The sequence below is a fragment of the Hungatella effluvii genome, from assembly GCF_003201875.1.
Classification (GTDB): Bacteria; Bacillota; Clostridia; order Lachnospirales; family Lachnospiraceae; genus Hungatella; species Hungatella effluvii.
Map to the genome: position 1 here is coordinate 155,130 of NZ_QJKD01000003.1, position 15,642 is coordinate 170,771.

Annotated in this window: 13 protein-coding genes; 1 reads left to right on the forward strand and 12 read right to left on the reverse strand. The window is 51.6% G+C overall.

What is annotated here, in order from left to right; all coding sequences use genetic code 11:
* Positions 1-10: 10 nt before the first annotated feature.
* The 12 genes from DFR60_RS06635 to DFR60_RS06690 form a co-directional block, all read right to left on the reverse strand.
* Positions 11-1,219, reverse strand: coding sequence for an ABC transporter permease (locus DFR60_RS06635; RefSeq protein WP_055658668.1), 1,209 nt, complete (start codon positions 1,217-1,219; stop codon positions 11-13).
* Positions 1,210-2,004 (reverse strand): ABC transporter ATP-binding protein, encoded by a 795-nt coding sequence (locus DFR60_RS06640; RefSeq protein ID WP_110322196.1) that lies wholly within the window; start codon positions 2,002-2,004, stop codon positions 1,210-1,212. Before DFR60_RS06640 ends, DFR60_RS06635 begins: the two co-directional genes overlap by 10 nt.
* Before the next feature lie 13 nt (positions 2,005-2,017).
* Positions 2,018-3,535, reverse strand: a complete 1,518-nt coding sequence (locus DFR60_RS06645) for an efflux RND transporter periplasmic adaptor subunit (RefSeq protein WP_110322197.1) — start codon at positions 3,533-3,535, stop codon at positions 2,018-2,020.
* Between the two features lie 204 nt (positions 3,536-3,739).
* Positions 3,740-5,422, reverse strand: a complete 1,683-nt coding sequence (locus DFR60_RS06650) for a bifunctional diguanylate cyclase/phosphodiesterase (RefSeq protein ID WP_110322198.1) — start codon at positions 5,420-5,422, stop codon at positions 3,740-3,742.
* Between the two features lie 109 nt (positions 5,423-5,531).
* Entirely contained in the window at positions 5,532-6,263 is a 732-nt protein-coding gene (locus DFR60_RS06655) for a class I SAM-dependent methyltransferase (protein WP_110322199.1), read from the reverse strand.
* A 273-nt stretch (positions 6,264-6,536) separates the two neighbouring features.
* Complete coding sequence (locus tag DFR60_RS06660; protein WP_110322200.1) at positions 6,537-7,775, reverse strand: alpha/beta hydrolase family protein; 1,239 nt, start codon at positions 7,773-7,775, stop codon at positions 6,537-6,539.
* Positions 7,775-8,995 carry an MFS transporter gene (locus DFR60_RS06665; RefSeq protein WP_110322201.1) on the reverse strand — a complete coding sequence of 407 codons (1,221 nt, stop codon included), beginning with the start codon at positions 8,993-8,995 and terminating at the stop codon, positions 7,775-7,777. The genes DFR60_RS06660 and DFR60_RS06665 overlap by 1 nt, the downstream gene beginning before the upstream one ends.
* Positions 8,996-9,023: 28 nt before the next feature.
* A complete protein-coding gene (locus tag DFR60_RS06670; RefSeq protein WP_110322202.1) occupies positions 9,024-9,983 on the reverse strand; it encodes an ABC transporter ATP-binding protein in 960 nt (319 codons plus the stop codon).
* Between the two features lies 1 nt (position 9,984).
* Positions 9,985-10,986, reverse strand: coding sequence for an ABC transporter ATP-binding protein (locus DFR60_RS06675; protein ID WP_110322203.1), 1,002 nt, complete (start codon positions 10,984-10,986; stop codon positions 9,985-9,987).
* A gap of 22 nt (positions 10,987-11,008) precedes the next feature.
* A complete protein-coding gene (locus DFR60_RS06680; protein ID WP_110322204.1) occupies positions 11,009-11,866 on the reverse strand; it encodes an ABC transporter permease in 858 nt (285 codons plus the stop codon).
* Positions 11,847-12,815 (reverse strand): ABC transporter permease, encoded by a 969-nt coding sequence (locus DFR60_RS06685; RefSeq protein WP_110322205.1) that lies wholly within the window; start codon positions 12,813-12,815, stop codon positions 11,847-11,849. The genes DFR60_RS06680 and DFR60_RS06685 overlap by 20 nt, the downstream gene beginning before the upstream one ends.
* Before the next feature lie 10 nt (positions 12,816-12,825).
* Positions 12,826-14,481, reverse strand: coding sequence for an ABC transporter substrate-binding protein (locus tag DFR60_RS06690; protein ID WP_110322206.1), 1,656 nt, complete (start codon positions 14,479-14,481; stop codon positions 12,826-12,828).
* Positions 14,482-14,807: 326 nt separating this feature from the next.
* On the opposite strand from DFR60_RS06690, the gene DFR60_RS06695 reads away from it, so the two are divergent.
* On the forward strand, positions 14,808-15,584 hold the full coding sequence (locus DFR60_RS06695) for a GntR family transcriptional regulator (protein ID WP_167437533.1): 777 nt from the start codon (positions 14,808-14,810) through the stop codon (positions 15,582-15,584).
* Positions 15,585-15,642: the final 58 nt, after the last annotated feature.

Here is a 15,642-nt window from a genome sequence, read left to right on the forward strand (position 1 = left end):
TCTCCCTTCCCTATTCATAGCGCAGCGCATCGATAGGATCGGCCTTTGCCGCCTTTGATGCCGGATACAGGCCAAAGAAGATTCCAACCAGGGCGGAAAATCCGACCGCCACAATGATTACGGACACCTTCACAACAGGGACCATCCCCATGGCGCTTCCACCGATCATGACAATCCCCACTCCCAGCAGAATTCCGATCACGCCTCCGCAGGCCGACATGAGCGCCGACTCTGTCAAAAACTGCATCATGATATCGCCGGTGCGGGCCCCCAGAGCCTTCCTGATTCCGATCTCCCTGGTACGCTCCGTCACGGATACCATCATGATATTCATGATACCGATGCCACCTACCAGCAGGGAAATCGCTGCAATACCGCCTACCGCGGCAGACATTCCGCCAAGCACACTGTCCACGCTTCCCATCTGTTCCACGACAGACTGGGTCATGATATCCGTTACCGGCCTTCCTTTTATCTTTGCAACGTAGCGGGCAATCTCAGGCAGAAATGTCTTCATGTCCACGCCGTCCTTCACATAGAAGTTCAAATCCTGAAAATAATCGCTGGGTCGGGTGAGAATCGTATAGGGCATAAAGCCCGACTGCGTCTGGCCGTTCCCCATCATCATCGCCTCCAGAGGCGACAAATCCTTGCGGTAGACGCCTACCACCGTATATTCCTCGGTGGTTTTATTGATTGTCATACGGAACGTTTTGCCGACACAGTTAGCTGTCCCGAACAGCTGCTCCGCCCCCTTGTCTTCCAGCACGACGTTATTCCTGCGTCCTCTTACATCGGCCTCGCTCAATTCACGGCCGTAAATAATGTTCGTGGGCTGCACCTTCGTATAATTGTAATCAATCCCCTGGAACTCGTATTTTACCTTGTTTCTTCCATAAACTGCCTCGGTGCTGGCATAGGCGTCGCTGTCCATATAGGAGATCTTGTCGTGAAACACTTCCTTCGCCCGGTCCAGTTCGTCCAGGGTGAAATAATCGCTCATTCGAAAATCATCGACACGCCAGGATACCATCACGATCGCCCGGTTCACACCCACGTTTTTATAGGCATCCGCATAGAGGGACCGCATGCTGTCACCGACGGAAACGATGGCGATCACCGACGCGATACCGATGATGATTCCCAGCATGGTAAGGAAAGAGCGCATCTTGTTAGACCGGATGGCATGGAGCGCCATGGTCATATTTTCTAGCAGCATGGCGTCCCTTCTTTCTTCATTTTAACTGCTTCCTCTTCCGTAAGCTCCTTCGGAACATTTCTCTTATCACTCACCACCTGCCCATCCCGGAACCGGATAATCCGCTCCGTAAATGCGGCGATGTCTTCCTCATGGGTAACCACAACGACCGTGGCGCCTTCCTTGTGCAGCCTGGAAAACAGCTCCATAATCTCCACGGAAGACGCGGTGTCTAAGTTACCGGTCGGCTCATCTGCCAGAATCAGCGGCGGTTCATTGGCCAGCGCCCTGGCTATGGCGACTCTCTGCCGCTGTCCGCCGGAGAGTTCGTTCGGCATGTGTTCATACCGCTCTCCCAGACCCACGCGCTCCAGAAGCTCCAGCGCGCGCTGTTCCCGCATTTTCTTGGATTTATGTGCATACGTCATGGGCAGTTCTACGTTCTTCAGCGCCGATGTTCTCGAAATCAGGTTAAAGGACTGAAATACGAAGCCGATCTTTCTGTTCCGGATCGCAGACAGCGCGTCGGGGCTCATGTCAGCCGTATCGATTCCGTCCAGGTAGTAATGGCCCATGGTCGGACGGTCCAGGCACCCCAGAATGTTCATCAGGGTGGATTTTCCGGATCCGGACTGTCCCATGATCGCCACAAATTCTCCCCGCTTAATGGTCAGATTGATTCGTTTCAGGCCCAGAACCTTGATGGATCCGGTATCGTATATCTTCACCATATCCACCAGCCGGATCAGGTCATCCGATACATTCTCGGTCATGCAGGAAGGAAGCCTTTTTTCCCTTTTCCACATATTGCTTCCTCCTTTACTGTGCGGCCGGAACAGCTACAACGGTCATGCCGTCTGTAAGATTTGCCGCCGGTGTCTCAACGATCTGCATTCCCTCGGTCAGTTTTCCTTCTTCCGCCGGGATCACTTCCACCTGAATATCACTCTCAACTCCGGTGGTCACAGGGATCATATGGGCGATGTTGTCTTCTATCGTTACGATTGCGGTGCTGCCATCCGGCTGCTGAAGCAGAGCGGAAACCGGAACGACCCACGCATCCTCCGCCTTCTGCAGTTCGATCTTTGCCTTCGCAGTAATGCCTGCAATCAACCGTGTATTCTGGTCAATAATGCGGACCGTCGTCGGGATCACGCGCTCCGTGGAACCGTTTCCTTTTTCCTCACCAGTCGGGGAAATGGCTGTCACCTCGCCCTTCACAACCTCGCCGTTTAAGATATCCGCGCTGATCTCTACCGGCTGGCCGATCTGGACTTTGCCGATGGAATACTCGCTGACATTGATCTTCATCTCCAGAACGTCCAGATTCTCGATAATGAACATCGGCTTGTCGTCATCGGTCTTATCCGCAAAACGGCCTACCTTACAATTGACCCGGACCACCGTACCGGCAATTGGGCTGGTCACACGCGTATTTTCCAGCAGTTCCTTCTTCTGGTCCAGTTCGAAAGCCGCATTCTCAATCTGAAGGGAATACGATTCATTGGCCACCGGTCTGCCGTCTTTTAATGTAAATGTCTTTAAATCGCGCTGTGCGTTGTTCAGTGCGTCGGAAGCTGTCTCCAGCTCCAGCTGGGAGGCGCTTCCTGACTGGAACAGCACATTTGTTCTGTCGTAATTGGCCTTGGCGGCATCGTAATCCTGCTTTGCCTTGGCATAGCCGTTCTCAGCCTCGATCTGTTTCTCATTATATGTAGTAACTGCAAGGTCATAGGCATTCTGAGCGATATCAACCTCTTTTTTCGCATCCTTCTCATCCAGAGTGGCGAGCAGCTGGTCCTTTTCCACACGGTCTCCCTCTTTTACCGGGATCTCCAGAATCTCCGCGTGTAAGTTGGATACCACCTCCACACTGTCCGTTCCCTCGACGGGACCGCTGACGGAAAGCATCTCCACCACTTCGCCCCTGGTCAGAGGGAATGTGGATGCCATCATCTGGGGCGCCTTGCCCCCGCCCATCACCTTGGAGGCTCCGAAAATAACCACCACCGCGATGCCGACGCCAACGAGGACTTTTTTCTTGCCGCTCCATTTTTTACGGCGTCCTCTTTCTCCATTTTTCTTCTTCTTTTTTTTCTTCTTGCCGGAAGTGTCTTCTTCCATGAGCTCTTTCAGTTCTTCGTTAAAATCCTCATCGCTCATCGGTTCTTCCATCACCGGTACAGGCTTCGCCCCGCCCCTCCGGTTCCGCTCCGGCTGAACGGTTTTCTCTTCCGCTGCAAATGCCTCAGCATCGGCCACGACATCATCCATCTTTACCTGGATATCGTCCGCCTCTTTACCGTCTATTTCCACGTGGTTGAATTCGTCTTTCATACGTCTCTTTCCTCCTGATTAATATCTCGCTCCATTCTCCCCCATTATAATGGTATCTCATAATCTTTTACAACAATAAATTCTTATAATTTTCTAAAGTTTTTACCAAATTTACCATTATTTACGTAAAATATATTTTATTGTTCTGATAAAAAAGAAGAGACCTGCCAGCAGCCCCCTCTTTCTTAACGTTCGTTAAATAAATCACACATCCCAGAATTTCTTTTCAAAGTCCTCCAGAAGCAGTGGTTTGGATATGTAATATCCCTGAATGCAGTCGGCCTCCAGGGAACAGACCGTGTCCAGCTCATTCTTCCGTTCCACGCCTTCCACGCATACGGAAATCCCCACTCTGTGACAGAGCTGGATAACCGAACCGATAAATGACCGGTTAAATTCATTCTCTTCATCCCCGATGGCGGTAATAAACAGGCGGTCGATCTTCACGATATCAGCCGGCGACTGGGACAGCATGCCCAGAGAAGAGTATCCGGTTCCAAAATCGTCCATGGCAATCTGTATATTCAAATTCCGCAGAAGCTTAAAGGCTTCTTTTAACGCCTCCATATCTGTGACGAAACAGCTCTCCGTCAGTTCCAGAACGATGTGGGCGGGCGGAAGATCGTATTGATTCAGAAGCTGTCTCACGAAATCGATAAACGACTCATCGAGCATCTGCAGATAGGAAATATTTACATTCATAATAAAATCAGGCTGATAGCGGAGCCACTTTTTGCAGGTGCGCACCGCCTCCTCCAGAACCCATTTTCCGACCGGCACAATCAGGCCGCAGGCTTCCAGGAGCGGTATGAATTCAACCGGTGAAACCACTCCGTAAGACTCGCAGGACCACCGAAGCAGCGCCTCGGCGCCAGAGACCCGCAGCGTCTCCGAATGCACAAACGGCTGATAGACGAGGTGAAATGATTCCATCCCGTTCATCACACTGAGCTGAAGACGGCTGGAAAGCTCCAGCGCGCGCCTTCTGGTGTGCATCATATCCTGGGAAAAGAATGTGACCGTATTCTTTCCATTCTGTTTGGACACCTCGAGAGCGCTTAACGCGCAGGTCAAAAGCTCCTGATAGCCGCTGCCGTCTTTTCCCATTATGGCTACGCCGACGGACACCGTAAGAAAATACGAGCTGCCGTCGATCTTATGGGGCCGGTTACAGTAAGCGTGTATCTTCTGATACAGCGCCCGCAGTTCCTCTTCCCCCGCGCCGGGATAAACGATGGCGAACTCATCGCCGTCAAAGCGGTACATGGCCGCCTCGGAGGGCAGAAGCTGCTGAACGCTCTGCGCAAACTGGCGCAGCACTGCATCACCAAAGATGTGGCTGTTTAAATCATTAATTCTCACGAAATCGTCCAGTCCCAAAAGCAGGATACCGCCTTCTGCGTTTTCCTCATTTTCAAAAATCCGGTCAACTTCCTTCTCACACTCCCGGTTGGTAAACAGCCCTGTCGTATAGTCAATCTTGCCCTTGCTGCCGAGATCCGTGACCACTCCGGCAAAAATAACCGGCTCGCCCTCATCATTTCTCTTCAGCACACCGCGGCAGCATACCCAGACATACTCTCCCTTTCGGTTAAGCACCTGGTATTCCACGTCGTGCACATCGGTCTCACCGTTCAGCATCGCCTCGATCGATCTGGAATACCGCTTGAAGTCTTTGGGGTTGATCAGATCCCCCCATACGGAAACGAGTCCCGGCACCAGTCTTCCTTCCAGCTCGAAATCTTTCTGCATATTCGGGGATACCAGTGCGACATCAGTCTTCATGTTAATAATATAAATATAATTATCCGTGCTTCTGACCAGAGCGCTGTAAAACATGCCGGCATCTGCGCCAAACTCGGCAAAAAGTTCATCCTCTGAAGCCATTGTTTCCCCTTCTTCCTGTGTACGGTTTCCTTATATGATCTCTTTATGATTATACTGTAGGGTGTTCTCTGTGATGTTTTCTATATGATGTTTTCCAAACGGGCTGTTTTTACTTTTTCTGCGCTGCTATAATCAGCATCATCGGCCGCCTCATCTCATCCTTCATCCCCGGAATGTCCATCATCTCTTCCGGCGGCTGAGGTTCGATGATATTCTTAAACGCGAATCCGTTGACCAGCAGAGTATTCAAATATGTGGTCAGTGTCCGGTGGTATTTGGTCACGTGTTCGCCAAGGAATACTGCAGCCCGCTCACCTTCATAATAGTAGCGGTCCACTGGGAAATGAAGAATCTTCCCCTCTTCGTCATAATACCAGTCCTGATCCCCGCGGGAGGTAAACACCGGATGTTCCACAGAAAATACAAATGCTCCCTCCGGAGCCATCCAACTGCTTATCTTTCGGACAAGCGGCTTAAAGTCCCTGACATAATGAAACGCCAGCGAGCTGATCACGATGTCAAAGGATCCGTCTGGGAAATCCAGTTCCTCCATGGCACTGCAGCGGTATTCAATCACCTCATGACTATTTTTCAGTTTGGCAGCGATCAGCATCTTCTCGGAAATATCTGTTCCCAGAACGTACCGCGCTCCATTCTGAGCGGCATACAGACAGTGCCAGCCATAACCGCAGCCCAGATCCAGAACCCGTTTCCCGTTAAATTCAGGGAGAACTTTCTGTAACTCAGACCACTCTCCGGCCCCTTTTAAGCCCTGCTTCGAGCGTTCCATCTCGCTGTATTTCTTAAAAAATGACTCATCATCGTATTTATTTTCCTTCACAGTCCGCTTTCCTGCCTTTCTGCCATGCTGTCCTTTTTTGTCCCGGTCTGTTTAACAAAGCTCCAGGACATACTATGGTTGCTCTATTTTACCATATTTGTATTAATTTTACTATCAAAAGATTTTTCTGCCTGGCTGTGATCTTTTTATAACCTTCCCGCTTTCTTATCCATCTTTTATATAGAAGAAAATAAAAAAAGAGGTGCCAGAAAAGCCAGTTTCAGACCTTAAAATACATCTGTTTCTGACTTTCGGGCCACTCTCATAAATCTTTTAATCCCGATTATAGCAATACTCCTCTTCCACAATCCTCCCCGTCCCACTGTCTCTCCGGAACTGTCTGAAGAAGTCCCACAGCAGCTCCGCCATGAGAACCGGCGGCCAGTGGGGATTATTTTCCACCGCAACATAGCGGAACGCGTTAATGCTATCCCGGTTCCAGATATTCAGCGTGTAGTATTTATAACCATAGTGCCAGGCAATCTCCTCTTTATCCCCATAGAATCCCAGGACGTGGTGGAGCTCGTCTTCCGGTGTATTTTGATAGGAAATGCACGTCTTAGCGTCTCTTGGTTCGCAGTTCAGGGTATCCATGCGCATGTTCAGCCGACGGATCATCCATTCGTGCTTGTCCTCGCCCTCAGGCGGAACCGGCATATCGCTGAATCTTCGGCGGCCGCCGTGAATCCGGGTAGGGTCCTTCGAGTCGTCGCGCCGGTCATCCAGATATGTCTCCCCACTGCATTCTCTCCCCCAGTCCTTTCTCGGCTTCCAGTCATTGACCGGAACGAAGCTGGAGGCCTCGCACACGCCTACCACCTGCATGAGGGGTACCAGGGCGTCCTTTAAGTTCTGTATTTCCTCCGGTGTGTAGGGGACGTTGAAATTATCGTATTCCCTGTAGATATCATTGCCGCAGGGTCCCACTGCCGTCAGCTTCTGCGGAATTCGGAAATAGGTGGAGGTAACCTGGTAACCGCCCTGGGAATAGCCGCAGAGATAGACGCGCTCCCGATCCAGGGGGTATTTCCGGCCGATGAAATCCAGCACGCGCTCAAAATTCTCCCAGTTGGTATTCTGCAAATAGGCCACCATGAATTTATCTCTCCCCGCCAGCTCGGCAAAGCCAAGGGAAAATTCCTCACACTCAATGGAATTGCCGCCGCCGTGGTTATAGAAGACGATCGGATATTTCTTCTTTCTGCCTTCCTCTGTCTCCATTTCCAGAGGTGTCAGGATCACCCAGCGGGCGTAGTAATCATCACCGTCGTACATCTCTTTCTTTAGGCCGCAGGCCCTGTAATACTCCATTGCGGCCTCGCCCATGGCGTCGTGTTCGTATTTAAAACGGAGCTGCATCCGTCTGGCGCATTCTTCCCCGTATGGACTGTCAATCATGCTGTCAATATCCGCGCTGCCGTTATGGGCGGTATGGAAATATTCCAGCACTCTGGCAAACTTCTCCCCTGTCTCCGGATTCGTCTCCGGAGACCAATAATCTCTTCGATTCATCAAACTGCCTCCTCTTTCGCCTGACCGGCTGAATGAATTCTGTTTCGGAACACGAGCACAATAAGCAGTGCCAATGCTACCGGGATGATCATGATTCTCCACATGGCCGCATAGCCGAAACGGCCTGCAAGAGATCCCGCAATCAGCGGTCCCACCAGGTTTCCGAGATCCTGGCCAATGTAGTTGGTGGAGCTGCCGGCTCCCCGCTTTTCCTTTGGTACACATTTCATGCACAGCGTCTGTACCGACGGCTGGCAGGCGCCGTATCCGAACGCCGAGACAAAGGCCGCCAGCAAAAACATCCAGATATTGGTTGCGAAGCTGATCAGTAAAAATGCCAGTGCAAAGAAGAACATGGCGGGAATAAAGATCTTTACCAGACCGTGTTTATCGCCGAATCTGCCGATCACCGGTCTGGTCACCAGGAGCGTCACGGCATAGACTGTGAAGAAGTACCCGATGTTCATGCCGCATCCCCTTTCCTCCGCGTAAATGACGAGGAAGGTTGTGATGTTGTAATAAACCATGCAGAGCAAAAACATCAGCACGGCGGGGAGTATCGCCTCCTTGGCGATAATGCTGTCCAGGGAAATACTGTACCGTTTTACGGCTTTGACGTGCTTGTTGCGGATCCGGCTGGCCGCCACCGCCGCCAGGCACATGGTAACCGCGCCGATCATAAACGTGTAATGGTAGCCGATCGTTCTGGACAGCGACAAACCGATGGTGGGCCCTATGGACTGACAGATCACCTGGGCCAGGGAAAAATAGGATATACCGGTTCCCAGACGGTCCGGAGGCAGCGTGTCCGTGGCCAGCGCCAGACAACACGTGGCCGAGAACGCCTGCCCGGCCCCCTGAAGCAGCCTGCTGGCCAGAAGCACCGGGATGGACCCGGAAAAGCTGTATCCGGCATAGGACGCCGCCATGACCAGCATGGCGCATACCAGAATATACCGTTTGTTAAACGTATCAATGGCAGGCGCTGCAAAGATCTTGAAGATCAGCGCCGTGTAAGCAAACGCGCTGGTCACCAGACCCACGATGATGGGCGCGGCTCCCAGATGGTTGGCGTACTTCGCCACCAGGGTATTCATCATCTGCTGCCCCATGAACATCAGCATATTGGCGATAAATACACTGATAAAGGAGGCGTTCCATATTTTATCAGGGACCTTTTCTTCTGTTTTGCCTGTTTTCAGTGCTATACTACTGCTCATTTCAAGTCTCCTCCTTCTGCCGGTAACGTTAAAGACCATTGATTTCTCCGGCGCGGCAGCAGGAAACGAAATGGTTTGGCAGCAGTTCCTCCAGATGCTGCGGCTCGTGGCATTTGCCGCACACGTAGGGGCAGCGGGAGGCGAATCTGCAGCCTGGTTTCGGATTGACTGGGGAAGTGATCTCCCCTTTTAAGATGATCCGCTCTCTCTTCGCATGGATATCCACCGACGGAATCGCGGAGAGCAGCGCCTTAGAATACGGGTGCAGCTGCTTTTCAAACAGCTCTTTCGAGGGCGCCGTCTCCACCAGCTGGCCTAAATACATGACGCAGATATCATGGGAAATATGGCGTACGACCGATAAGTCGTGAGTAATAAACATGTAGGTCAGATGGTATTCATCCTGTAAATCCATGAGCAGATTCAGAATCTGCGCCTGAATGGACACATCCAGGGCGGATACCGGCTCGTCGCATACCACAAACTTCGGATTTAGGGCCAGCGCCCGGCCGATTCCTACACGCTGGCGGCGTCCGCCGTCCAATTCATGGGGATATGCATTTCTGAGACGCTCTTCTATTCCCACCAGATCCATGAGCCGGACGGTCTCCGCCTCCAAGGAGCCTCTGTCCGAGAAACGCTTCGACAGAATCAGCGGTTCCTGGATAATGGCTTTTACTGTCATACGCGGGTTTAAGGAGGCGTACGGATCCTGGAAAATGATCTGCATTTTCTCTCTGAGCCGCATCAGCTCCTTATCCTTCACCTTTGTCACGTCTTTTCCCTCGAAGTAAATCGAGCCCTCCGTGCTCTGCAGAAGATGGATCATCGTCCGCCCCAGAGTGGATTTGCCGCAGCCGGACTCGCCGACCACGCCCATGGTGCGGCCCGGCATAATTTTGAAGGATACATCGTCCACCGCATGTACTTTTCCTTTTGGAGAATCAAAATGTTTTTTTAAATTTCGTGCTTCGATCAACGCTTCCATGTCAATCCTCCTTTTTCTGAACAGCACCGGCTTTTAAACAGCGCGTCAAGTGGCCCGGTTCCAATTCACGCAAGGGAACCGTATGTTTTCTGCATTCTTCCGTGGCATGGGGGCATCTTGGGTGAAACGAACAGCCTTCGGGCAGATGGACGGGATCCGGCGGCAGGCCCTCGATGGGATTCAGCCTGCGGACTTCCTTGCTCAAATCCGGCAGCGCGCCAAAAAGCCCCTGCGTATAAGGATGGGAAGGATTGCCGTAAACGGCTTCCTTCGATCCGTACTCAATGATCTCTCCCGCATAGACCACCGCTACGTCGTCCGCCACGTCGGCGACGACTCCCAGGTCGTGGGTGATCATGATCATGGCCGTATTCATCTTGTCTCTCAGCGCCTTGATCATCTCCAGCACCTGGGCCTGAATCGTCACATCCAGAGCCGTGGTCGGCTCGTCCGCCAGCAGCAGATCAGGGCTGCAGGCCAGCGCCATGGCTATGACCACCCGCTGCTTCATTCCGCCTGAAAACTGGTGCGGGTAATCGTTTACGCGGTCATCCGAGATGCCTACCATGTTCAGCATGTCGCAGGCACGGTTTAAGGCTTCCGCCCGGCTTATCTTCTGATGCTGCCGGATTCCCTCGGCGATCTGCTCTCCCACCCGTTTGACCGGGTTAAGCGCTGTCATAGGGTCCTGAAAGATCATGGATATCTTATTTCCCCTGACCTTCCGCATCTCGTCCTCTTTCAGCTGCAGCAAATCCACGCCGTCTAAATACACGCTTCCGGACGGCACTCTGGCAGGCGGATCGGGAAGGACGCGCAAAATTGCCTTTGCGATGGAAGTCTTGCCGGCTCCCGTCTCTCCAACCAGCGCCAGCGTCTTTCCCCTTTCCAGATGAAAGGAGACGCTGCTCACCGCATGTACGACTTCTCCCTCCATCGTATATTCCACGACCAGATCCTTTACCGACAGGAAGGAATCTGTTTCGATCTTTTCATTTTTCATATAAACACCTCTTTGTTATGAGTTACTTATTCAGCTTCGGATCAAGCGCATCACGGACCGCGTCCCCGATCAGGTTAAACGACATGACGACAATCATGATAAATACGCCGGGACAGATCATCAGATACGGGTACTGCCGCACATAGGATCTGGCGTCGGACAGCATGGCTCCCCACTCCGGAAGCGGCGGCTGAACGCCGAGACCGATATAGCTTAATGTCGCCGAGACGATCAGGCCGCCGGCGATTGCCAGGGTGCAGTGGACGATGAACGGCGTGATCGCATTGGGGATGACGTGCCGGAAGATGATTCTCGCATTTCTGCAGTTGATGGACTCCGCCGCCTCTATGTATTCCAGTCCGCGGATGGCCAGGATGTTGGCGCGGATCGTCCTGGCAAAGTTAGGGATACCTGCAATTCCTACCGCCAAAACCGTCTTAAAGAACCCGGCTCCCAGAACGGAGGACACGCAGATGGCCATGAGCACCTGGGGAATGGAGTGGAATATATCCAGGAAACGCATGATTAAGTTATCCACCTTTCCTCCGAAGAACCCGGCGATGGAGCCCAGGATCAGTCCGCCGGTTCCCGAGATGGCCACGGAGACGATACCGACCGAAAGGGAGAAGCGTCCGCCGTATAAGATTCTCGAAAGCATATCTCTGCCCATGGAATCCGTTCCCAGCCAGTGATCCCTCGAAGGCGGGGCAAAGGCATTCTGCAGATTCATTTCCGCGTAGTTATAGCGGCAGATATAGGGGGCCAGGATGGCCAGGACCGCCAGGATAATCAGAATGGACAGGCCGAACATGGCTTCTTTCCGCTTTACCATTCTTCTCAAAAAGATCGAAAACATGGATTCACTCTTTATTTTTCCCATTCTTTGTACTCCTCTGCTTATTCTCATACTGGGCTTTGATTCTGGGGTCGACATAGGCGTAGATGACATCCACGATCAGCATGACCACACTGAAGGTGATCGCCGAGAAGATGACAGATCCCTGTACCGCCCCGTAATCGCGGTAATTGATTGCCTGCACCATATAGGTGCCGATTCCGGGAATTGTAAATACGTTTTCAATGACGATAGCACCTCCTAAAAGTCCGGAGAACTGTGTGCCTGCGTAGGTGATAATCGGAATCATGGAGTTCGGAAGAATATGCCCCATGAGGACCTTCTTCTCACTTACTCCCTTGGCCCTCGCCGTCGTTACATAATCCGCCCGGATGCACTCCAGCACGCTGGACCGCGTCTGTCTGGCGAATCCGGCGATTCCGCCGAAGGAGTTGGCGATGGCCGGAAGGATATAGAATTTCAGTCCTCCGATTCCATAAGAGGGGAGCAGCCCCAGCTTCATGGAAAATAAAAGCACCAGCAGAATCGCCAGCCAGAAGGAGGGCATGGATACGCCAAACATGGCGACGATCATGGAAGCACGATCGGAAACCGTATTCTGGTGGGTTGCCGCGATAACCCCAAGCGGCACCCCCACACAGATGGAAATCAGCATACTGGCCACGGCCAGCGTAAATGTCCTGGGAAAGCGTGTCAGCATATCGGCTGTCACGCTGGTTCCGTACTGAAAGGACGTTCCCAGGTCAAAGCGTAAAAATACTCCGCTGGCGTAATTCCAGAACCGGTGGAGATACGAGCCGTTTAAGCCCAGCATCTCCCTCGCCTGTTCAATCTCCGCCTGTGTTGCACTGGATCCAAGCATGATGGCCACCGGATCGCCTGGAATGAAGAACATAATCGTAAAGATCAGGAAGGTCACGCCCACAATAACCGGAATCAGCCACAAAATTCTTTTTGCAATATATTTACCCATAGAATAGACCTCACTTAAAATTCGTATAGTCGCACGCCGGTCCTACCAGCTGTCCCCACGGGTGATTGACGAGACCGATGGTGTCGCGTCCTACGGAGAAGGTATAGGACTGATAGAGTCCGTATGCGTATGCGTTGTCACGGACGTAATCATGGAGCGCCTCTACCGTCTCATCACCGTGCGTGCTGATTTCATGGGCCGCTTCCACCAGCCCCTGCAGTGTTTCATCCTTTACGAAGCACTTCGGAGCTTTCCCATCCGCGCCCGCGTCAAAGATTCCGTCGTAAATACTCGTTACGTAGCACTCGGTTCCCTGAATGAACACGTATAAATCCCACTGGGCCGGGTCGTACTGATACGTTGCAAGCAGAGAGTTGTCATAGGCATTGATCTCTACGTCCAGTCCTGCTGCGATTAACTGGCTCTGGATCACCACCGCGGTATCCTTGTACTGCTGGTCGATCAGAAGACGGATATGAAGGGGTGCTCCCGTCGCCGGATCGACTCCTCCCGGATATCCTGCTTCTTCGAGCATGGCTTTCGCCTTGTCCAGATTGAAATCATAGTAATCTTCCTCATTCCATTCCGGGTTGTAATCGCCGCAGAGCTTATCGCCTAAATCCTTGATCGCCTCTCCGTTTCCTCTTAAGCCTCCAGCGATGATATCTTCCTGGTTGATAGCGTAGCAGATGGCCTGGCGCAGCGCCAGATTGCCGTCGAACATCTGGCCTTCATCCATGTTAAATGCAAGGAGCATGGGGGCCGAGGATAAGACCTTGTTTACACTGTAGCCCTCGGTGGGTGTGCCGTCCTGGTTCATGAAGTAACCGATCTCTGCATTATTGCAGACAGTAACGATGTCATCCTCTCCCATCTGGAGGGCGATGGTCGCCTGGCTGGCCTCTGTGACAATGTTGTAGACAAACTTGTCCACTCCCTGGTCATATGCACTGGCTGCATAGCTTCTTAAGCTCTTCTCCGTCTGCCAGTAATCCGGATTTTTCTCCAGCACGTAATAGGAACCGGAAACGCATTCTGTCACCTGATAGGCTCCTGAGGTAATCGGCTTCGTGGAAAACTGATCTTTATGTTCCTCGTACGTCTTCTGGCTCACGATACAGCACTGGGCCAGCATATATTCAAAAGCGCCCACGGTAGTTGTCTTTAGCTTAACCTCCAGATGATTATCGTCGATCACAGAGGCCGATTCCATGTAGTTTGTAAATCTCGTGAAGTTGCCCGATTCGGAAATGCTGTTTAAACAGAACACCACGTCACTCGCTTGAATCGGATTCCCCAGCGCGTCGTGTATGTAGTCGTAAAGCTCGATCTCGAAGGTCACATCATCCTTCTGCTCAATGTTCTTTGCCAAAACCCACTGCATCTGATCCCAGCTGGTTCCGAAATCTTTAAATATGGCGATGTTGTCATAAACTGCATACCGCAGAAAATTTCGTCCCTGTGTGGGCGGTGCAAACGGGTCCAGGTCCCCCATTGTAGTTGTCATTGCAATGTTGACGGTTTTAGATCCATCCGCCGAAGCTTCCTTTCCCGCCGGTGCCTTTGCCGCCGCTGCTTCACCGCTTCCCCCATTGCTTCCGCATGCTGTCAGACTGCCCAGCATGGTCACCGCCATAGCCACTGCCAATACTTTTTTCAGCTTCATATACCTTCCTCCTTGTTCTGATCACGATTGTGACCGCCTGTGTTTGGCTTCTTTGATGTGCAAGATACATTTAAAGTACAAATTCATATCTAATTCATCTTACACAAGATTACCATATTATCACTATTTTTCAATGGTATTTTTTCACAATTTTGCCGATTTATTTTTATGGATTTTGCTATTTTATCGATTTTGCCGCGCTTTTCCCTCATTATTTCTTGTGTTTGTATTTATTTTGTGATATGTATAGAGTTATAAAAGGTATTTAAATCATATCTTTTATTTTCTTGTAATTCATCTCTTTTTATTTTATGGAGGTATTTTCGATGATACAGAGTAAGAACAAATTAAGATATATGGAAATTTACAGTGATATAAAAGAAAGGATTGCGTCCGAAAACTATGGTGCAGGCAGTCTTCTTCCCACCGAGGATGAACTCACACGGCTGTATTCGGCAAGCCGCACCACTATAAGAAGAGCGATTGCCCTCCTGCAGGAGGAGGGGCTGGTAAAATCCGCACAGGGAAAGGGGACGGAGGTGATCAGTCCCAAGAAATGGTCGCGGCCTTATCCCTTCCAGGAATTCAGAAATTTTAATCACATAACCGATTTTCGGGGAGCTCCGCTGGTGGAGGGGGAGATCATCACTCAGGAAGCCCTCGTCGATGTGGTACCTGCGGAAATAAAGATCGCCGGGATCCTCTCCGTAGCCGTCGGCTCCGAAGTCTACAGGATTCAGCGTATGAAAAGCTTAAATGATATGGTGTTTGCCTACGTCACCAGCTATGTGCCGTGCCCTCTGGCCCCGGGCCTGGAGCAGCACAGCGGGAAATTCTTCATTCTGTACCGCTGTCTGCAGGAAAATTACGGACTCACTGTTACAAAGGTGGAGGAAACGATATCCTCGGCCGGTTCCGGTTTTCTCGAATCGCGTCTGCTGGGAGTCGCTCCCGGCTATCCGCTCCTTACGTTTCAGCGGACCGCCTACTGGGAAGGCGGGATTATGGAGTATTCCGAGTCCAGCTTCCGGCCGGACGTCTATCGAATCGCGGTGACCATGGAGGGACCCTTTGAATGGACAAGCGCAGATCAGCTTTCTTAGAGCGGGGCTGAAATTCACCTCTTGAGAGCGTTGCAAAGGTATTCAAAACATACCTTTT

What these genes read in the sequence shown, in the direction of transcription:
- DFR60_RS06660 (WP_110322200.1), bottom strand. Translation starts at nt 7,775, where the DNA reads ATGAATCGAAGAGATTATTGGTCTCCGGAGACGAATCCGGAGACAGGG.
- DFR60_RS06695 (WP_167437533.1), top strand. Translation starts at nt 14,808, where the DNA reads ATGATACAGAGTAAGAACAAATTAAGATATATGGAAATTTACAGTGAT.
- DFR60_RS06645 (WP_110322197.1), bottom strand. Translation starts at nt 3,535, where the DNA reads ATGAAAGACGAATTCAACCACGTGGAAATAGACGGTAAAGAGGCGGAC.
- DFR60_RS06680 (WP_110322204.1), bottom strand. Translation starts at nt 11,866, where the DNA reads ATGGGAAAAATAAAGAGTGAATCCATGTTTTCGATCTTTTTGAGAAGA.
- DFR60_RS06665 (WP_110322201.1), bottom strand. Translation starts at nt 8,995, where the DNA reads ATGAGCAGTAGTATAGCACTGAAAACAGGCAAAACAGAAGAAAAGGTC.
- DFR60_RS06650 (WP_110322198.1), bottom strand. Translation starts at nt 5,422, where the DNA reads ATGGCTTCAGAGGATGAACTTTTTGCCGAGTTTGGCGCAGATGCCGGC.
- DFR60_RS06675 (WP_110322203.1), bottom strand. Translation starts at nt 10,986, where the DNA reads ATGAAAAATGAAAAGATCGAAACAGATTCCTTCCTGTCGGTAAAGGAT.
- DFR60_RS06685 (WP_110322205.1), bottom strand. Translation starts at nt 12,815, where the DNA reads ATGGGTAAATATATTGCAAAAAGAATTTTGTGGCTGATTCCGGTTATT.
- DFR60_RS06670 (WP_110322202.1), bottom strand. Translation starts at nt 9,983, where the DNA reads ATGGAAGCGTTGATCGAAGCACGAAATTTAAAAAAACATTTTGATTCT.
- DFR60_RS06640 (WP_110322196.1), bottom strand. Translation starts at nt 2,004, where the DNA reads ATGTGGAAAAGGGAAAAAAGGCTTCCTTCCTGCATGACCGAGAATGTA.
- DFR60_RS06635 (WP_055658668.1), bottom strand. Translation starts at nt 1,219, where the DNA reads ATGCTGCTAGAAAATATGACCATGGCGCTCCATGCCATCCGGTCTAAC.
- DFR60_RS06690 (WP_110322206.1), bottom strand. Translation starts at nt 14,481, where the DNA reads ATGAAGCTGAAAAAAGTATTGGCAGTGGCTATGGCGGTGACCATGCTG.